The sequence below is a fragment of the Neotabrizicola sp. VNH66 genome (genome assembly GCF_049445895.1).
Classification (GTDB): domain Bacteria; phylum Pseudomonadota; class Alphaproteobacteria; order Rhodobacterales; family Rhodobacteraceae; genus Pseudogemmobacter.
This window is the reverse complement of the sequence record NZ_JBMSDW010000008.1, coordinates 50,878-67,831: the sequence shown is the minus strand read 5'-3', so window position 1 is coordinate 67,831 and position 16,954 is coordinate 50,878. Positions and strand designations below refer to the sequence as shown.

19 protein-coding genes and 1 tRNA gene are annotated in these 16,954 nt (G+C 66.5%); 9 read left to right on the top strand and 11 right to left on the bottom strand.

The genetic code is table 11. The features are described from left to right. The first annotated feature begins 105 nt into the window (after positions 1 to 105). On the top strand, positions 106 to 564 hold the full coding sequence (locus ACO2Q5_RS13060; RefSeq protein ID WP_423291698.1) for an MmcB family DNA repair protein: 459 nt from the start codon (positions 106 to 108) through the stop codon (positions 562 to 564). Here the strand turns inward: ACO2Q5_RS13060 and ACO2Q5_RS13055 are convergent. Continuing rightward, positions 561 to 782 carry a DUF6324 family protein gene (locus ACO2Q5_RS13055; RefSeq protein ID WP_423291696.1) on the bottom strand — a complete coding sequence of 74 codons (222 nt, stop codon included), beginning with the start codon at positions 780 to 782 and terminating at the stop codon, positions 561 to 563. The two genes, ACO2Q5_RS13060 and ACO2Q5_RS13055, sit on opposite strands and share 4 nt — an antisense overlap. 118 nt (positions 783 to 900) lie before the next feature. On the opposite strand from ACO2Q5_RS13055, the gene ACO2Q5_RS13050 reads away from it, so the two are divergent. From ACO2Q5_RS13050 to ACO2Q5_RS13020, 7 genes are all read left to right on the top strand, one after another. Continuing rightward, positions 901 to 977 (top strand) — tRNA-His (locus tag ACO2Q5_RS13050). Between the two features lie 99 nt (positions 978 to 1,076). Continuing rightward, entirely contained in the window at positions 1,077 to 2,495 is a 1,419-nt protein-coding gene (locus ACO2Q5_RS13045; RefSeq protein WP_423291694.1) for an FAD-dependent oxidoreductase, read from the top strand. 105 nt (positions 2,496 to 2,600) lie between these two features. Further along, complete coding sequence (hflK, locus tag ACO2Q5_RS13040; RefSeq protein ID WP_423291692.1) at positions 2,601 to 3,785, top strand: FtsH protease activity modulator HflK; 1,185 nt, start codon at positions 2,601 to 2,603, stop codon at positions 3,783 to 3,785. Between the two features lies 1 nt (position 3,786). Continuing rightward, the gene (gene hflC, locus ACO2Q5_RS13035) at positions 3,787 to 4,776 is read left to right on the top strand and encodes a protease modulator HflC (protein WP_423291690.1); all 990 of its coding nucleotides are present in this window, start codon (positions 3,787 to 3,789) and stop codon (positions 4,774 to 4,776) included. Beyond that, positions 4,773 to 4,967, top strand: a complete 195-nt coding sequence (locus ACO2Q5_RS13030; protein ID WP_423291688.1) for a hypothetical protein — start codon at positions 4,773 to 4,775, stop codon at positions 4,965 to 4,967. The genes hflC and ACO2Q5_RS13030 overlap by 4 nt, the downstream gene beginning before the upstream one ends. Before the next feature lie 240 nt (positions 4,968 to 5,207). Further along, a complete protein-coding gene (locus ACO2Q5_RS13025) occupies positions 5,208 to 6,611 on the top strand; it encodes a DegQ family serine endoprotease (RefSeq protein WP_423292003.1) in 1,404 nt (467 codons plus the stop codon). A gap of 118 nt (positions 6,612 to 6,729) precedes the next feature. Next, a complete protein-coding gene (locus ACO2Q5_RS13020) occupies positions 6,730 to 7,140 on the top strand; it encodes an acyl-CoA thioesterase (protein WP_423291686.1) in 411 nt (136 codons plus the stop codon). A 3-nt stretch (positions 7,141 to 7,143) separates the two neighbouring features. Here ACO2Q5_RS13020 and ACO2Q5_RS13015 read toward each other — a convergent pair whose 3' ends face one another. Further along, entirely contained in the window at positions 7,144 to 7,785 is a 642-nt protein-coding gene (locus ACO2Q5_RS13015; protein ID WP_423291684.1) for an HD domain-containing protein, read from the bottom strand. Then, positions 7,782 to 8,333, bottom strand: coding sequence for a peptidoglycan-binding domain-containing protein (locus ACO2Q5_RS13010; protein ID WP_423291682.1), 552 nt, complete (start codon positions 8,331 to 8,333; stop codon positions 7,782 to 7,784). The genes ACO2Q5_RS13015 and ACO2Q5_RS13010 overlap by 4 nt, the downstream gene beginning before the upstream one ends. Before the next feature lie 154 nt (positions 8,334 to 8,487). Here ACO2Q5_RS13010 and ACO2Q5_RS13005 point away from each other — a divergent pair, with 154 nt between their 5' ends. Then, the gene (locus tag ACO2Q5_RS13005) at positions 8,488 to 8,811 is read left to right on the top strand and encodes a 2Fe-2S iron-sulfur cluster-binding protein (protein ID WP_423291680.1); all 324 of its coding nucleotides are present in this window, start codon (positions 8,488 to 8,490) and stop codon (positions 8,809 to 8,811) included. Positions 8,812 to 8,858: 47 nt separating this feature from the next. Here the strand turns inward: ACO2Q5_RS13005 and ACO2Q5_RS13000 are convergent, their stop codons facing one another. From ACO2Q5_RS13000 to ACO2Q5_RS12965, 8 genes are all read right to left on the bottom strand, one after another. Next, positions 8,859 to 10,430 (bottom strand): GMC family oxidoreductase, encoded by a 1,572-nt coding sequence (locus ACO2Q5_RS13000; RefSeq protein WP_423291678.1) that lies wholly within the window; start codon positions 10,428 to 10,430, stop codon positions 8,859 to 8,861. A gap of 14 nt (positions 10,431 to 10,444) precedes the next feature. Next, positions 10,445 to 10,969 (bottom strand): Twin-arginine translocation pathway signal, encoded by a 525-nt coding sequence (locus ACO2Q5_RS12995; RefSeq protein ID WP_423291676.1) that lies wholly within the window; start codon positions 10,967 to 10,969, stop codon positions 10,445 to 10,447. Positions 10,970 to 11,057: 88 nt separating this feature from the next. After that, positions 11,058 to 11,453 carry a VOC family protein gene (locus ACO2Q5_RS12990; protein ID WP_423291674.1) on the bottom strand — a complete coding sequence of 132 codons (396 nt, stop codon included), beginning with the start codon at positions 11,451 to 11,453 and terminating at the stop codon, positions 11,058 to 11,060. A 20-nt stretch (positions 11,454 to 11,473) separates the two neighbouring features. Further along, positions 11,474 to 12,532, bottom strand: coding sequence for an ABC transporter ATP-binding protein (locus tag ACO2Q5_RS12985; protein WP_423291672.1), 1,059 nt, complete (start codon positions 12,530 to 12,532; stop codon positions 11,474 to 11,476). Then, positions 12,525 to 13,589, bottom strand: coding sequence for an ABC transporter ATP-binding protein (locus ACO2Q5_RS12980; RefSeq protein WP_423291670.1), 1,065 nt, complete (start codon positions 13,587 to 13,589; stop codon positions 12,525 to 12,527). The genes ACO2Q5_RS12985 and ACO2Q5_RS12980 overlap by 8 nt, the downstream gene beginning before the upstream one ends. Next, the gene (locus tag ACO2Q5_RS12975; RefSeq protein ID WP_423291668.1) at positions 13,589 to 14,431 is read right to left on the bottom strand and encodes a carbohydrate ABC transporter permease; all 843 of its coding nucleotides are present in this window, start codon (positions 14,429 to 14,431) and stop codon (positions 13,589 to 13,591) included. Before ACO2Q5_RS12975 ends, ACO2Q5_RS12980 begins: the two co-directional genes overlap by 1 nt. Further along, entirely contained in the window at positions 14,428 to 15,297 is an 870-nt protein-coding gene (locus tag ACO2Q5_RS12970) for a carbohydrate ABC transporter permease (RefSeq protein WP_423291666.1), read from the bottom strand. Before ACO2Q5_RS12970 ends, ACO2Q5_RS12975 begins: the two co-directional genes overlap by 4 nt. 64 nt (positions 15,298 to 15,361) lie before the next feature. Then, complete coding sequence (locus ACO2Q5_RS12965; protein ID WP_423291664.1) at positions 15,362 to 16,894, bottom strand: ABC transporter substrate-binding protein; 1,533 nt, start codon at positions 16,892 to 16,894, stop codon at positions 15,362 to 15,364. Positions 16,895 to 16,954 lie beyond the last annotated feature (60 nt).

The window sequence follows — 16,954 nt, the reverse complement described above, 5'->3', positions numbered from 1 at the left end:
CCCGCCACGCCCAGATGTAGGGTGCCGGCCCGCCCTTCGCAAGCCGCAGCCGTTGCAGAGCCCGGCGGGCTGGACAGGCGTTCACCTTTGGTTCATGGTGCCGCCATGGACAGCCCGCCCGATCCCCTGACAGAAACCCTGCCTTTGCTGCCCGGCCAGCGGCTTCAGCGGGGCGTGTCGCGCGCGCTGATCGACCATGATTTCGTCCCGGTCGAAGAGATGCCTTTGTCCAGCGGGTTGCGCGCCGATATCATGGCGCTTGGTCCGGGCGGAGAGATCTGGATCGTCGAATGCAAATCCTGCCGGGCGGATTTCACCGCAGACCGCAAATGGCAGGGTTATCTGGATTGGTGCGACCGGTTTTTCTGGGCGGTGGACCGCGATTTTCCCGTCGGTCTGCTGCCCGAAGGCATGGGGCTGATTCTGGCCGACGCCTGGGGCGGAGAGATCATTGCCATGGCGCCCCGGACGCCTCTGGCACCCGCGCGGCGCAAGGCTGTGACGCAGGCCTTTGCCCGGTCAGCAGCCCTGCGGCTGAATGCGTTGCGCGATCCGCGGATCTAGCGCCGCTTTCCCTTGCCGCCGGGGCCGGGGGTGCCCATCATCCGGGCCGCCTCGGCCGCGGCACGCAGTTCTTCGGCAATATCCTCGGCCTCTTCGGGATCGAAATCCATCGGCAGCTCGATCCCGCCTTCGGCCTCGACATAGATCCGCACCATGCCCTGATCGGTCGGCCCGATCTGGATGTTTGCCGCAACATCGCTTTGCTTGTTGATGGTCATCGGGGCTCTCCGCTGGGGGTCTTCCGGGCGATAGCGCCGCAGGGGGGCCTGCGCAAGAGGGCGAGGGGCGGAAAGCCGCTTGCATTCCCCGCGCGGCAGGGGTATCCCGCCGCCAAGTGCCGGCTTAGCTCAGTTGGTTAGAGCACCAGATTGTGGATCTGGGGGTCCCCCGTTCGAGCCGGGGAGTCGGTACCACTTCCCCCTTTGCATGCGCAGAACTGTGACGCGGGCCGCTCTGGCCATCCGCGCGCGGCTGTGGAATACCTTTGCTCCGGAACGGAACAGGGGTGCGGCATGGCCTTCGACTGCGATCTTTTCGTCATCGGCGGCGGCTCGGGCGGGGTCAGGGCCGCGCGGATGGCTGCGGCCACCGGCGCCCGGGTCCAGCTGGCCGAAGAATCGCGGATGGGCGGCACCTGCGTCATCCGCGGTTGCGTGCCGAAAAAGCTGATGGTCTATGCCTCGTCCTTCCGGGAATTACCGGGGCAGGCGCGGGCCTATGGCTGGGATATTCCGGACGGCAACTTTGACTGGCCCGCCTTCCGCACGACGCTGCACACCGAACTGGACCGGCTGGAAGGCGTCTACCGCAAGCTGCTGACCGGCTCGGGGATCACCATCCACGACAGCCGTGCCCGGCTGGTCGACCCGCATGAGGTGGAGCTGGCCGATGGCCGCCGGATCAGTGCGAAACACATCCTGATAGCCACCGGGGGCCGTCCGGAACGGCCCGACGTGCCGGGCGCCGCGGCGGGCATGGTGTCGGACGACATTTTCAACATGGACCGGCTGCCCGCCAGCATTCTGATCGTCGGCGGCGGCTTCATCGCCTGCGAGATGGCCGGCATCCTGCAAGGGCTGGGTGTGAAGGTCACCCAGTTCTACCGTGGCGCGCAGATCCTGCGTGGCTTCGATGACGAGGCGCGCGGCATGGTGGCCGAGGCGATGAAGGCGCAGGGGATCGACCTGCGCCTTGGCTCCAATGTTGCCGCGATCGGGCCGCGCGGCGGGTTCGGCGCGGGCATGGCGGCGCCGGTGTCGGAACAGGCCGTGGCGCCTGCCGTGGGGGAGGGACCGTTCTCCGTCCAATCCACCACCGGCACGGTCTGCGATGTGGAGGCCGTTCTTTTCGCCACCGGCCGCCGTCCGAATACCGCGGGCCTCGGGCTGGAGGAGCTGGGCGTGAAACTGGGCCGCCGCGGCGAGGTTGTGGTGGATGCCTACAGCCAGACCGCCGTGCCTTCGGTCTATGCCATCGGCGATGTGACGAACCGGGTCAATCTGACGCCGGTGGCGATCCGCGAGGGCATGGCCTTCAGCCGCACCGTGTTTGAGGGTGTGCCCACGCCGGTGGACCATGACCTGATCCCTTCGGCCGTCTTCACCCAGCCCGAGCTTGGCACCGTCGGCCTGACCGAAGAGGCCGCGCGCGAGGCGGAACCGATCGAGGTCTATGCCACCAGTTTCCGCCCGATGCGCACGGCCTTTGCCGGGACACAGGACCGGGTGCTGATGAAGCTGATCGTCAGCCAGGCCACCCGCCGCGTGCTGGGCTGCCACATCGTCGCGCCCGAGGCGGGCGAGATGATCCAGCTGGCCGGAATCGCGGTGAAGATGGGGGCGACGAAGGAACAGTTCGATCAGGTCTGCGCGGTCCATCCGACCATGGCCGAAGAGCTGGTGACCATGCGCAACCCGGTGCGGAAGGGCTGAACCCGCGGCCTAAGGGCGCGGAAGGCATGACAAGGGCGCCGGGCGGGTTGATTTTGCCGCCGGGATGCACAATTCAGAACCGGATTGGAACACAAGGGTAAGTCGATGGCAGGTAGCGGAGGTCCCTGGGGGGGCGGAGGCGGCAATGACGACCGCGGCGGCGGGCGTGGCGGGCAGGACGATGACGGTCGCCGCAATGGCGGTCGTCGCCCGGGCGAGGGGCCGCAGATCCCCGAGATCGACGAGATCATGCGCAAGGGGCAGGAACAGCTACGCGTGCTGATGGGCGGCCGCGGCCGCAACGGCGGACAGGGCGGTGGCCCGCGCGGCCCGCAGGGGGCGGGGCCGATGTTCACCCGTCAGGGTCTGCTGATCGGCGCGGCGGCCATCGTTGCCGCCTGGGCGTTCATGTCCTTCTACACCGTCCGCACCGAAGAACGCTCGGTCGAGCTGTTCCTTGGCGAAAGCGCGGGCGTCGGTCAGCCGGGCCTGAATTTCGCGCCCTGGCCGCTGGTGACCTATGAGAAGATCCTCGTCACCGGAGAACGGACGACCGACATCGGCGTGGGCAATGCCACCGATGGCGGGCTGATGCTGACCCGCGACCAGAACGTCGCCGACATCGGCTTTCAGGTGGTCTGGAACATCTCGGACCCCGAGAAATACCTGTTCAACCTTGAAAACCCCGAGGACACGATCCGCGCCGTCTCGGAATCTGCCATGCGCGACATCATTGCGCGGTCGGAACTGCTGCCGATCCTCAACCGTGATCGTGGCGCCATTGCCGCGGATCTGCGGACCGCAGTGCAGGGCACGCTGGACAGCTACAATGCCGGGATCAACGTGATCCGGGTCAACCTTCAGCGCGCCGCACCGCCGACCGAGGTGAATGACGCCTTTCTGGACGTGACCGCGGCCCAGCAGGAACGCGACCGGCTGGAGAAAGAGGCCGACGGCTACGCCAATCAGGTGACGGCGGCGGCCCGCGGTGAAGCGGCGCGTCTGGTCGAAGAGGCCGAGGCCTATCGCGCCCAGGCCGTGAACTCGGCCGAGGGTGAGGCTGCGCGCTTCCTTTCGGTCTATGAGGAATACGTCAAGGCGCCCCAGGTGACCCGGCGGCGGCTTTACCTTGAAACGATGGAAAAGGTCTTCGGGGGCATGAACAAGGTGATCCTCGACGGCGTGGACGGTTCCGGCAACGGAGAGGGTGGCGGGCAGGGCGTGGTGCCCTATCTGCCGCTGGATATGGTGACGCGGCCCTCCGGCGGCAGCGCGGCGGGAGGGAACTGACATGAAGGCGATCTATGTCATTCCCGCCATCGTGGTGGTTGCGGCGACCGCGCTGTCCTCGGTTTTTATCGTGGACGAGCGGAAAAAGGCGCTGGTGCTGCAGTTCGGGCAGGTCCGGCAGGTGAAGGAAGACGCGGGCCTTGGCTTCAAGGTGCCGTTCATTCAGGACGTGGTCTATTACGAAGACCGTATCCTTGGCCTGCAGACCCTGCCTATTCAGGTGACCCTGCTGGGCGAACGGCGGCTGGTCGTCGATGCCTTCGCGCGCTGGCGCATCGTCGATGTCGTGAAGTTCCGTCAGGCGGTCGGCTCGGAAGGTGAGAGCCGCGCGCAGACGCTTCTGGGCAATATCCTGAGCCAGGCCATCCCTGAAGTGCTGGGCAAGACCACGCAGGACCGGGTGCTGAGCCAGGACCGCAACGCGCTGATGAACGAGATCCTGACCATCGCCCGGCGCGAGGCGGAATCGATGGGCGTGCAGGTCATCGACGTGCGGCTGACCCGCACCGACCTGCCCGAGCAGAACCTCAACGCGACCTATGCCCGGATGCGGGCAGAGCGTGAGCGTGAGGCCGCCGATGAACGCGCCCGGGGCGGCGAAGCGGCGCAGCGCGTTCGCGCGACGGCCGATCGCGAGGTGGTCGAAACCACGTCGAAAGCGCGGCGCGAGGCGGATGTGATCCGCGGTGAATCCGATGCCGAACGGAACCGTATTCTGGCCGAGGCCTATGGGCGCGATCCGGAGTTCTTTGCCTTCATCCGCTCGCTCTCGGCCTATGAGGTGGCGCTGAAGGGCGGGAATTCCTCGATTGTGATGCAGCCCGACAGCGAGTTCTTCGCCTATCTGCGCGGAGAAGGCGCATTCGATCCCGAGGCGGTGGCTGCCGCCGCGGCGTCGCAGCCCGAAGCCCCGGCTGTGCCCGAACAGCCCGCTCCGGAACCGGAAGGTGAGGCCGCACCGGAGACCGCGCCGGCCGCGCCGGCCCCGTGATCTGGGTCTTCGCAGGTCTGGCTGCGCTGTTCATGCTGGAGGGGCTGGCCATCGCGCTGGCCCCTTCGCGTTTCGGCACGGGCAAGCTGCGGCAGCTCTCCCTTGGGCGGCGGCGGCTCTTGGGTCTGGCGATGGCCGGGGCAGGCAGCGTGCTGCTGCACGAGATCGCCACGCGGGCCGGCTGGATCTGAACTTCCCTTGCCGCCGGGCGTTGCGCGGATGCCGCAGTCACGCGGGAACCCGTCCGCTCACATCCCTTTGATTCCGCGCGACGGGGTTTGCATTGTGCGCGGGCTTGTCCCAAGGTTCATTCATCCGCGAACCGGATGGTGCCAAACCCGCCGTCCGGACGAAACGCAGAGGAGTTTCCTGCCTTGACCCGCCGCATGCCTTCCATCTCTTCCAGACTGAGAAACGGCACCCTTCTGGCCATGGCCTTTGCCGCCGGCATGTCCTTTACCGCGCCCGCGCCCGTGATGGCCTTTGGTGCGCCCGAAAGCTTTGCCGAACTGGCCGACAAGATCAGCCCCTCGGTGGTGAACATCACCACATCCTCGGTGGTTTCCGGCCCGGCGCAGGCCGGCCCCATGGTGCCCGAGGGCAGCCCGTTCGAGGATTTCTTCAATGAATTCGGCGATCAGGGCCAGGGCCAGGGCGAACCGCGCCGGTCCGAGGCGCTCGGCTCCGGCTTCGTGATCTCGGAGGACGGCTATATCGTCACCAACAACCACGTGATCGAAGGTGCGGATGAGATCACCATCGAATTCTTCTCGGGCCAGAAGCTGCCCGCCAAGGTGGTGGGCACCGATCCCAAGACCGACATCGCGCTTCTGAAGGTGGAAACCGACAAGGCGCTGCCCTTCGTCGCCTTCGGCAATTCCGATCTGATGCGCGTGGGCGACTGGGTCGTGGCCATGGGCAACCCGCTGGGACAGGGCTTCTCGGTCAGCGCGGGCATCATCTCGGCCCGCAACCGCGAGCTTTCGGGGACCTATGACGATTATCTGCAGACCGACGCCGCCATCAACCGCGGCAACTCGGGCGGGCCTCTGTTCAACATGGACGGGCAGGTCATCGGCGTGAACACCGCCATCCTGTCGCCGAACGGCGGCTCCATCGGGATCGGCTTCTCGATGGCATCGAATGTCGTCAACAAGGTCGTGGACCAGCTGAAGGAATATGGCACCACCCGCCGCGGCTGGCTGGGGGTCCGGATTCAGGATGTGACGCCGGACATTGCCGAAAGCATGGCGCTGGCCGCGGCCGAGGGCGCGCTGGTCACCGATGTGCCGGAAGGCCCGGCGAAAGAGGCGGGCATGCAGCCCGGCGACGTGATCCAGCTGTTCAACGGGCAGGAGATCAAGGACGCGGGCGATCTGACCCGCCGGGTGGCCGATGCGCCGGTGGGCGAGGCGGTGCCGGTCGTGGTGCTGCGCGACGGCAAGACCGAGACACTGCAGGTCACCCTTGGCCTGCGCGAAGAGGCCGAGGCCAAGACGTTCCCCGCGGCCCAGCCGGGCGGTGCGCCCGAGGCCAAGTCGCTGGATCTTCTGGGGCTGACGCTGGAACCGCTGACCCGCGACCTGCGCGACCGGATGGGCCTGGCCCCCGATGATCAGGGTCTGGTCGTCACCAAGGTGGATCCGATGTCCGAAGCCTATACCAAGGGCTTCCGCGAGGGCGACGTGATCACCGAGGCGGGCCAGCAGAAGGTGGCACGGCTGTCGGATCTTGAGGCGCGGATTCAGGAGGCCAAGGACGCCGGCCGCCGGTCGATCCTTCTTCTGATCCGCCGCGACGGGGATCCGCGCTTCGTCGCGCTGACGGTGAACTGACGCCCTTCGCATGGCCAGTGTGGGGCGGCCGGGTGATCCGGCCGTCCTTTTCTTTTGCGCAGTCTTTCCTTCCACCGGCGGTCGCGGCACTCTCCCCTCTGCGCGCGCAGGAGAGAGCATGACCCACGACCGCCCTGAGGACCTGTCCAGACCGCCTGTTCCGCCACCGGGGGAACCCGTGATCCGCACCATCGCCATGCCTGCCGATACGAATCCGTCGGGCGATATTTTCGGCGGCTGGCTGATGGCGCAGATGGACCTTGCGGCCGGAAATCTGGCGGCGCGGCTTGCCCGCGGGCGGGCGGCCACCATCGCGGTCGAGGGGATGACCTTTCTGAAGCCGGTCAAGGTGGGCGACGAGGTGTCGCTTTATGCCGAGCTGGAAAAGCAGGGCCGCAGTTCGATGCGCATCCATGTCGAGGCCTGGCGGCGGGACCGCTATGGCACCGACAGCATCAAGGTCACCGACGCCAGCTTTACCTTCGTGGCGCTGGATGCCGAGGGGCGTCCGCGGGTGATCGGGGCGTGAGGGTCAGCCGATCTCGGCCAGAAGACGGGTGCGGAAGCTTTGCATCCATTCCGCCCGCTCCGCCGCGATGGCGCGTCCGGTTTCCGTCTGCATGGCGGCGGCCACGGGGAACAGCTTCACCTCCAGATGGTCCAGCGAAAAGCGCCGGTCATCCAGCGTTCGGTATAGGGCCATCGGGTCATCGGCATCGAACAGCGCGGCACCCATCTGGCCGGCCACATGGAACATCCGGGCCAGCCCGATGGCGCCAAGTGCCTCCAGCCGGTCGGCATCCTGCAGGATCCGCGCCTCGGCCGTTTCCGGAGCAATCCCGGCGGAAAAGCTGTGCGCGGCGATGGCATGGGCCACGGCGGGAATCTTCTCGGCCGGATAGGGCAGGGCGGCCAGCACCTCTGCCGCCGCCTCGGCCGACAGCGCGGAGGCACGGGAGCGGTCGGGGTGGTCTTTCGGCAGGTTCACCGCGTCATGCAGGATTGCGGCGGGGATCAGCACCATGTCATCGGCGCCGCCCTCACCGGCGGCAATGGTGCGTGCATTGGCCAGAACCCGGCGGACATGGCCCAGATCATGGGCCCCGTCCGTGGTGTCGCCCCACAGACGCGCCAGCGCCGCTTCACAGGCGGATTGCAGGGCGGCGGGGGTCACTTCTTCAGGCCCAGATCGGCGGCGATGATGCCCAGATCGCGGGCGGCGGCCAGCGACAGGTGGTCGCTGTCCAGACCGCGGGCGCGTTGATAGCGGCGCAGGGCATCGCGGGTGGGGGCGTCCATGCTGCCGGTCAGCGGCAGCAGATACAGCCCCCGCGCCTTCAGCGCGCGCTGCAAAGTGGCGATGAATTCCGGCGTCATCTCGGCGGCGCAGGGGGTACGGAACCAGACGGTGCCGCGGTCCTCGACGATGCGCTGACGGGTTTCGGTGGCATAGGTGGCGGGGCGGGTCACGCTGCCATCCGGTCCGCGCACCTCCGGGCTGACCATCACCTGCTCGGTCACCGTCTCAATCACGGCGGGGCGGATATCGGCCTGCCAGCAGGCGCCTTCGGGACCCGGAGGCGGGCCGGGCTTCTTGCCCAGATCCACCAGCTCGGCCGAGAAATCGCCGCGCGACGGCGCATCGGGGACCGGCGGGCGCGCCACGCAGGCCGCAAGCACCAGTCCCGCGCACAGCGCGGCAAGAGGAAGGGTTCGCGTCATCTGCCCTTTGGATCGTTGCCCGGCCTTCTTGTTGCGGCCCGGGGCGAAGATAGCCGCAGGCGGCGCGGCTGGAAAGGGCGGCGCCCTCTGGCAAATCGCGCAAGTCTGGCCTATGTCCGTTGCGCAACGGCAGCGCGAAGGACGGGAAGTAGCCATGGCCAAGATCACCTATGTCGAATTCGGCGGCAAACGCCACGAGGTCGAGGTCGCCCCCGGGCTGACCGTGATGGAGGGCGCCCGCGACAACGGCATTCCCGGGATCGAGGCCGATTGCGGCGGCGCCTGCGCCTGTTCCACCTGCCATGTCTATGTGGACCCGAACTGGGTGGAAAAGCTGCCCGCCAAGGACAGCATGGAAGAGGATATGCTGGATTTCGCCTGGCAACCGGACCCGGTCCGCTCGCGCCTGACCTGCCAGCTGAAGGTGACACCGGCGCTGGACGGGCTGGTCGTCCATATGCCGGAAAAGCAGATCTAAGGCGATGCGCCTCCGGCAGGGGTGGACCCATGCCGGAGGCCACTGCGTCAGAGCGTCTGGCGCGACAGCTCTCCCGCGATGAAATCGGCCTGCCGGATCGCCAGCGCCACGATGGTCAGCGTCGGGTTTTCCGCCGCGCCGCTGGTGAACTGGCTGCCGTCCGAGATGAACAGGTTGGCGATGTCATGCGTCTGGCCGTGCTTGTTCACCACGCCGTCCCGCGGATTTTCCGACATGCGGTTGGTGCCCAGATTGTGGGTGGACGGGTAGGGCGGCGTCGGGAAGGTCCGCGTGGCGCCAGCCGCGCGATAGATCGCCTCGCCCAGCTTGTAGGCGTGGCTGCGCATGGCGACATCGTTCGGGTGATCGTCGAAATGCACATCCGGCGCGGGCATGCCGTATTGGTCCACCACAGTTGACGACAGCGTGACGCGGTTCGTCTCCTGCGGCATATCCTCGCCCACGATCCACATGCCGGCCATGTTCTCATAGCCATCCATGGCCGAGGTGAAGCCGCGGCCCCAGCCGCCGGGGTCAAGGAAGGCCGCCATGAACGGCACGCCCAAGGACAGGGTTTCCAGCTCATAGCCGCCGACAAAGCCGCGGGCGGGGTCAAAGCGCGCCTCGTCCTGCACGATCCCGGCCATGGTGGTGCCGCGCCACATCTTCACCGGCTTTTCGAAGACGCCGTAGACCGATCCGGTGACGTGGCGCATGTAGTTCCGCCCGACCTGGCCCGAGGAATTGGCCAGCCCATCCGGGAACATGGCCGAGGCCGAGTTCAGCAGAAGCCGCGGGCTTTCGATGGAATTGCCCGCGACGCAGACCACCCGCGCCTTCTGGAAATGCTGATTGCCGTCCTTGTCGACGTAAAGCGCGCCGGTGACGCGGCCTGTGTCGTCATGTTCGATCTTCAGCACATGGCAGCGGTCGCGCACCTCAAGGTTGCCGGTCGCCTCGCCCTTCGGGATGTCGGTATAGGCGGCCGACCATTTGGCGCCCCATTTGCAGCCCTGAAAGCAGAAGCCGGTCTGCTGGCAGGCCAGCCGGTCGTCGTAATCGACCGAGTTGATCGCCATCCGCCCGGTGTGCACCTCTTTGTAGCCAAGGGCCAGCGCGCCCTTTTCCAGCACTTTGTAGTTGTTGTTGCCGGGCAGGCCGGGCCGGTCGCCGGTGCGGGTCACACCCAGCTTCGCCTCGGCCAGATCATACCACGGTGCCATTTCCGCGCCGTCGATCGGCCAGTCGATCAGATTGGCGCCTGCGACGTGCCCATAGGTCGTGCGGGCCTTCCACTCATGCTCCTGAAACCGCAGCGAGGCGCCCGCCCAGTGGATGGAGGTGCCGCCCACGGCCTTGACGATCCATGCGGGCAGGCCGGGAAAGTCCTTGGCCACCCGCCAGTCGCCCGAGGTGGTGCGGGCATCTGTCCAGGCCAGCTGGCCAAAGCTTTCCCATTCGTCGTTGATGTAGTCTTCGGGCAGGTAGCGCCCGCCCGCCTCCAGCGCCACGACCTTGACGCCCTTCTGCGCCAGTTCGTTGGCCAGCACCCCGCCGCCCGAGCCGGTGCCGATGATCAGGACGACCGAGTCGTCGTTCAGGTCGAATTTCGCAACCATCTCAAGGCCCTCCCTTACAGCCAGCTGATGTCGTCAAAGCCGCGGTGCAGATAGCCGCCCTGGCTGAAGGACTCGCCCTCATAGCCGAAGAACGGCCAGACGGCCTTCTGGTTATAAAGGCCGGTCACCAGCCCGCCGCGGATCTGCTGGAAGAAGGGCGAATTCTCCATCCCGCGCAGGATGGCCACGCGGTCATCCTCCCACGGGGTGTCCAGATAGTTGGCAAAGCCGGAGCCCTGGGCCGCGGCATCCAGCGCGGCGATCCCGGCCTCGATCCCCGGGGCGGCTTCGGGCGTGTCATAGCCCTTGACCGCGATCACATAGAATTCGTCGCCGATCCGGTCATGCGGATAGATGTCGCGCGCCAGACGGATCAGCGTGGCCATCGTTCCGGGTTTCAGCGCCGTGGCCTCATAGGCCCAGGCGGCATCGGGGGCGGCGACAAAGCCGGTGCCCACGATCATTGTGGCGCCTGCCGCAAGGCTGCGCGAGATAAGCTGGCGGCGGGTCATCCCGCGCCAGTTCGGTTGGGTCGTCATGGTATCCTCCTCGCTGTTATCGGCTGGGGGCCCGCCGCTCCTCCCGGCGGGCGGGCCTGGTCAAAAGACCTGGGGTCAAGTCACGGGGTCACAGGTAGCGTCCGCCCCGTTGCAGAACTTCGATCTGGTAGCCGTCGGGATCGGCGATGAAGAAGAACCGCGCGATCACCGTGCCCGCAGGCGCAAAATCCACCAGCTTGCGCGGCGCATGGCCAAGCGCGGTGATGCGGGCATGTTCGGCATCCACATCCGCGACCGAAACCGCCAGATGGCCATAGCCGTCGCCCAGATCATAGGCCTCGGTCCGGCCCTTGTTCACCGTCAGCTCGACCTCGAAGGTGCTTTCGGCATTGGACAGGTAGATCAGGGTGAAGCTGTCGAAATCCAGCCGCTCGGCCACTTTCAGGCCGAAACATTCGTCGTAGAACTTCAGCGAGCGCGCCTCGTCCAGAACGCGGATCATGCTGTGGATGGCCTTTGCCATGGCAGTTCCTTTCCTTGGGTTCAGGCGACCAGACGCCCGTTGCTGTATAGACGCAGCGCACCGTCGCGCAGCAAGACCCCGGCCGTATTGCCGGGCGCCATCCCGCCCCCTGCCGGGGCACGGATGCGGATCTCGCCTGCGGGATGGGCAAGCGCCGCGATCTCGTCGGTGCCTTCGAACCAGATCCGGGTGATGGTGCCGCCGATCTGCCCGCCCTGCCGGGCCAGCTGGGCATGTTCGGGACGGAAGCCCAGTGTCAGCTGGCCCTCCGGCAGGGCCGCGGGGGCGGGCAGGGTCAGCCCGGTGCCGGGCACGGTCACCTGTCCGCCCTCCTGCGTGGCGGGCAGAAAGTTCATCGCGGGGGAGCCGATGAACCGGCCCACATGATGGGTTGCGGGGCGCTCAAACAGCTCGGCCGGAGACCCGGCCTGCACCACCTCGCCATGGTTCATCACGATCACCTCTTCGGCAAAGGTCATCGCCTCGGTCTGGTCATGGGTCACAAGAACCATGGTCACGCCGAATTCCGCGTTTATTTCCTTGAGGATCCGCCGCAGCTGAAACTTCATCTGCGGGTCGATGACGGTCAGCGGCTCATCCAGCAGGATAGCCGCCACATCCTCGCGCACCAGCCCGCGGCCAAGGGAGACCAGCTGCTTCTGATCGGCGGTCAGCGCATTCGCCGGGCGTTTCAGCAGGGGCGCAAGGCCCAAGCGTTCGGCCACCGCCTCGACTCGTGCGCGGATGCGGCCACCGGGCAGGCCGCGGCAGACCAGCGGAAAGCCAAGGTTCTGCCCCACGGTCATCGAGCGGTAGATGACCGGCACCTGAAACACCTGCGCGATGTTCCTTTGCCCGGTGGACAGGCCTGTCACGTCGCGCCCGTCGAACAGCACCCGCCCCTCGGACGGGCGCAACAGGCCCGAGATGATGTTCAGCATGGTGGATTTGCCGCAGCCCGAGGGGCCGAGCAGCGCATAGGTCCCGCCGGAACGCCATGTCATCTCCAGAGGTTTCAACGCATAGGCGCCGCCGGGGCTGTAGGCATGGGCAAGGGATTGCAGCCGGATCTCAGCCATGGGCCACCTCCATCGTGACAAGCCGGTCCTGCGCGTCGAAGATCAGCGCGCGGGAAAGGTCGAGGTGCAGGCCCAGACGGCTGCCAAGGGCATGGCCGGTCACCGCGCGCTCCAGCATCACCAGCGGCTGGCCGCCCGCGTCCAGATGGGTGACGGTTTCCGAGCCTGATACCTCGGTCAGGGCCACGCGGGCGGGCAGGGGGCCGCCGGTCCTGACATCCCCGGCCCTGAGGCCAAGGGTGTAGCGCCCGGGCGGCAGCGGCTGCCGCAGCGCCTGCGGCGGCTGGTCGCCCAGATAGGCCAGCCGCAAGAGGCCGGGCGAGACCTCGGCCTGCAACAGGTTCAGCGGCGGGTCGTTCACCACCAGGGCGGCGGCCACGGTCGCGGGCGCGTCATAGACCTGCCGCGGCGGACCGGCCTGCAGCACGCGCCCCTCGGCCATCAGCACGGTCTGGTCGCCCATCTGCAGCGCCTCGCGCGGGTCGGTGGAGGCATAGATCGCCACCGTCCCCGCCTCCTTGCGCAGAAGATCGGCCAGTTCCTCGCGCAGCCCCTCGCGCAACTTGTAGTCAAGGTTCACGAAAGGCTCGTCCAAAAGCAGGACCGGCGCGCGTTTGACCAGCGCCCGCGCGATGGCCACGCGCTGCTGTTGCCCGCCCGACAGGGCCGAGGGGCGCCGTGCGGTCATCGCGCCAAGCCCCACCTTCTCCAGCATCGCGGCGGCGGCGGCGCGGGCCTCGTCCTTGGGCGTGCCGGCGCGGACCAGCGGAAAGGCCACATTGTCCAAGACGTTGAGATGCGGATAATTGATGAACTGCTGCGTGACCATGGCGACGGGGCGCTTCCACGGCGCCAACCGCGACCAGTCCGCCCCGTCCAGCGTGATCCGCCCGCGCTCGGGCTGGGCCAGCCCGGCGATGGCGCGCAGAAGCGTGGTCTTGCCCGCGCCGGTGCGGCCCAGAAGCGTGGTCATCCGGCCCGGCGCGGCCTGCAGGCTGACGCCGGACAGATGCGGCACCTTGGCCTCGGTCAGGGTCAGGTTGTCGATCTTCAGCATCAGCGCACCGCCCCGGCGAGACCGCCGCGAGAGAGGAACCGTTCGACCACGAAGGCCAGCACGGCCAGGGGCGCGACCGAGACGATGGCGGCGGCCGACAAGGACCACCACGGTGTCACGCTGGAATTCAGCGCCACGATCGACACCGGCAGCAGCTGCGTCTGGGTGAAGGTCAGCGTGAAGGCGAAGAAGAAGTCGTTCCAGCCGAAGATCAGGCAGAACATCCCCGCCACCACCAGCCCGGGCAGGGCGTTGGGCAGGATCACCCGCAGAAAGGTGGTGACCGGCGGACAGCCGTCCAGCCATGCCATCTCATCCAGTGCGCGGGGGATGGTGTTGAAGAAATCCACCATGACCCAGACTGCAATCGGCATCAGCAGGGCTACATAGACAAGGATCAGGCCGGGCAGGCTGTCCAGAAGGCCAAGCGCGCGCAGCATCAGGAAGAACGGGATGGCAAGGACGATGGGGGGCATGATCCGCTGGCTGATGAAGAAGAAGGTGATATCGCCGTTGCGGATCGGTCCCGCCCGGAAGGTGAAGCGCGACAGGCCATAGGCGGCCAGCGTGCCAAGGATCAGCGCAATGGCAGAGCCGGAGACGGTGACGACCAGCGAATTCAGGTAAGGCTTCACGATATTCACCCCGCCCGCCGCGCCGAACAGCGACTGCCACCCGGCCAGCGACGGCTGATAATCCACCCACGGCAGCCATGTGGCCCCGCCGGTGACGGCATTTGCAGTCTTGAAGCTGGTGGTCAGCATCCACAGGAACGGGAAGATCACGAAGACCGACCACAGCAGCACGGCCAGATATTTCAGCGCCAGATACAGCGTCCTCATGCCCGCACCTCGCGCACCATCAGCCGCACCAGCGCCTTGGCGATCAGGGTCAGCGCCACCGCCATGATGATCAGATAGGTCAGCGACAAGGCCGCGGAATAGCCGATCTGAAAGTCACGCATCCCGCGGATGTAGATGTAATAGCTGACGGTTTCAGTCGATGTGCCCGGCCCGCCCGAGGTCAGGACATAGACCGTCTCCATGATCTTCGACGCCTCGATCGCCCGGATCAGCAGGGCACCGACCGAGATCGCCCCCATCATGGGGAAGGTGACCGACAGGAAGGTGCGGATCGGCCCCGCGCCATCGACCTTGGCGGCGAGATAGGGCTCGGACGGCAGGGACAGGAGGCCCGCCAGCAACAGAAGGAACATGAACGGCGTCCATTGCCAGATTTCCACGATCATCACCGCGGCAAAGGCATGGGCCGCGCTGGACAGCCAGGGCTGCGCGCCAAGGCCAAGGCCTTGAAGGATCGGGTTCAGCGGCCCGAGGCTTTCGTGAAAGATCGTGCGCCAGATCACCGACATCACCACCGGCGTCGTCATCATCGGCACCAGAAACAGCACGCGGAAGAACCGCCGTGCGGCAATGTCGCGCCAGACAAGCAGCGCCAGTGCAAAGCCAAGGACATATTGGATCAGCACGGTTGAGACGCTGAGCAGCGAAAGGCGCCAGAGCGCCTCCCAATAGCGGCTGTCGTTCCAGAGACGGGCATACATGTCCCCTCCGGCCCAGTTCAGGCCGGGGTTGTAGACGTCCCAGGACGAAAAGCTGACGCGGATGGTAAAGATCAGCGGGAACAGGATCACCGCGACCAGAACCAGAAGGCCGGGCAGCAGGAAGATATATTTCTGTCTGTACATGGCATTGACGCCAAACCGGGCAGGGCGCGGGGGACCGGGAGCATGGCCCCTCGCGCGGGCCGGTTCAGCGGTCCTCCAGCGCCACGACGTTGGCGTAGGCTTCGCGGACGCGATCCGGGCCGATGCGGTTGACGATCTCGGTCCATTCGGCGGCCACACCGTCCAGCGCCTGTTGCGGGGTCTGTTCACCCGATTGCGCGCGGGCAACCCCCGCGGCCAGAGAGGACATGAACTCGCCCACTCCCGGCACCCGCAGGTCGAAGACCTGATTGGATGCGGTGTCCACACCTTTCAGCGTGGTGGTATAGGTTTCGGCCACCGCCTTGTCCCAGCCCAGTTCGGTTTCATAGAAGGCCGGGTCGAAATGGGTGTCGCGGTAGGGGTTGATGCCGAAACGGCCGATCTGCAGATCTGCCAGCGTATTCGCCTCGTTCGCGAAGAAGCAGAGGTAGTCGAAGGCCATGTCCTGATTGGGGCTGTCCTTCGCCACCGCCGAGGTCCAGCCCCAGGTGACATAGGCCACGCGGTTCGGTTCGGCGAACGTGTCCCACTGGCCGGTGGTGCGGTTCCAGACCTCTGTCGCGCCGGGCAGCAGGCCTGCCGCCACCTTGTTGCGGATCGGGCTGTCCTCCTGCATCGCCTGAATGAAGGCATCGTCCCAGCTGTAGGACATCAGCGTCTGCCCGCCCCCGAAGGAGAAGATCTCATCCCCCAGCCCAAAGGAGGTGCCTCCCGGCGGCATGGACGGCTGCGCGGCCACGAACAGCTCCAGCCCGCGGACCCAGCCGGGCGTGTTCACCAAGGGGGTCATCGTCTCAAGGTCGAAGAAGAAGCCGCCCTTCACATCAGGATGCTTGGCATAAGGCGCCACCCGGCTGATGAAGGCCGAGAACATCAGATCGTCCCGCTTCGTCACCTCGGCAGTGCCGAAGTTCGGCGCACCGTCGCCGTCCCAGTCCATGTTGGTGAAGACCGCGGCCACCTCGTTATATTCCTCCCATGTGGCAGGAACGGTCAGGTCGCGGCCGGTCTTTTCCTTGAAGAGCGCCTGCATCTCGGGGTTTTCGAACACGTCCGAGCGGTATTTGAGGTAATGCCGGTCGCCGTCCATGGTGTATTGCAGCATCTTGCCCGCCCAGGTGGCGACGCCGCGATAGGTCTCGGTCACTTCCTTCATCCCCGCCACCTCCTGATAGGCGGCGGGAACCTCGGCCAGATAGGGGTTGAAATCCCCCAGCCAGAGCGAGCCGTAGAACAGCACGTCATAGGCCTGCTGGCCGGTCTGGAACGGGATCATGATCCGCTGGAACAGATCGCCGAAGGGCACGTGCACCACATTCACCGTGGCGCCGGTCAGTTCCTGAAATTGCGTCGCGTGCAGCGCGGTGGGTTCGCCGATCACCGGGATCGCATGGGTGATGATGTTCAGCGTCCGCCCGGAATAGTCCTTGGCGTCGATGGATTCGAAACTGCACGCACCCGGCACATCGGCCTTGATGCCGTATTTCGTGTAATCCTCGGCCAGCGCGCCGGTGGCGGCAAAGCCAAGCGCGGTGGTGGCGATCAGCGTCCGCATCGTGGCGGTTCTTCTTGTCATGACATCCTCCCAGAGTCGTGAAAATGGCGGCCTTTGCGGCCCGGTCGTGGGGTGATGCGC

Excerpts from the sequence above, each read along its gene's own strand:
- ACO2Q5_RS13060 (WP_423291698.1), top strand. The coding sequence starts at position 106 with ATGGACAGCCCGCCCGATCCCCTGACAGAAACCCTGCCTTTGCTGCCC.
- ACO2Q5_RS13055 (WP_423291696.1), bottom strand. The coding sequence starts at position 782 with ATGACCATCAACAAGCAAAGCGATGTTGCGGCAAACATCCAGATCGGG.
- ACO2Q5_RS13045 (WP_423291694.1), top strand. The coding sequence starts at position 1,077 with ATGGCCTTCGACTGCGATCTTTTCGTCATCGGCGGCGGCTCGGGCGGG.
- hflK (WP_423291692.1), top strand. The coding sequence starts at position 2,601 with ATGGCAGGTAGCGGAGGTCCCTGGGGGGGCGGAGGCGGCAATGACGAC.
- hflC (WP_423291690.1), top strand. The coding sequence starts at position 3,787 with ATGAAGGCGATCTATGTCATTCCCGCCATCGTGGTGGTTGCGGCGACC.
- ACO2Q5_RS13025 (WP_423292003.1), top strand. The coding sequence starts at position 5,208 with ATGGCCTTTGCCGCCGGCATGTCCTTTACCGCGCCCGCGCCCGTGATG.
- ACO2Q5_RS13020 (WP_423291686.1), top strand. The coding sequence starts at position 6,730 with ATGACCCACGACCGCCCTGAGGACCTGTCCAGACCGCCTGTTCCGCCA.
- ACO2Q5_RS13010 (WP_423291682.1), bottom strand. The coding sequence starts at position 8,333 with ATGACGCGAACCCTTCCTCTTGCCGCGCTGTGCGCGGGACTGGTGCTT.
- ACO2Q5_RS13005 (WP_423291680.1), top strand. The coding sequence starts at position 8,488 with ATGGCCAAGATCACCTATGTCGAATTCGGCGGCAAACGCCACGAGGTC.
- ACO2Q5_RS13000 (WP_423291678.1), bottom strand. The coding sequence starts at position 10,430 with ATGGTTGCGAAATTCGACCTGAACGACGACTCGGTCGTCCTGATCATC.
- ACO2Q5_RS12995 (WP_423291676.1), bottom strand. The coding sequence starts at position 10,969 with ATGACGACCCAACCGAACTGGCGCGGGATGACCCGCCGCCAGCTTATC.
- ACO2Q5_RS12990 (WP_423291674.1), bottom strand. The coding sequence starts at position 11,453 with ATGGCAAAGGCCATCCACAGCATGATCCGCGTTCTGGACGAGGCGCGC.
- ACO2Q5_RS12985 (WP_423291672.1), bottom strand. The coding sequence starts at position 12,532 with ATGGCTGAGATCCGGCTGCAATCCCTTGCCCATGCCTACAGCCCCGGC.
- ACO2Q5_RS12980 (WP_423291670.1), bottom strand. The coding sequence starts at position 13,589 with ATGCTGAAGATCGACAACCTGACCCTGACCGAGGCCAAGGTGCCGCAT.
- ACO2Q5_RS12975 (WP_423291668.1), bottom strand. The coding sequence starts at position 14,431 with ATGAGGACGCTGTATCTGGCGCTGAAATATCTGGCCGTGCTGCTGTGG.
- ACO2Q5_RS12970 (WP_423291666.1), bottom strand. The coding sequence starts at position 15,297 with ATGTACAGACAGAAATATATCTTCCTGCTGCCCGGCCTTCTGGTTCTG.
- ACO2Q5_RS12965 (WP_423291664.1), bottom strand. The coding sequence starts at position 16,894 with ATGACAAGAAGAACCGCCACGATGCGGACGCTGATCGCCACCACCGCG.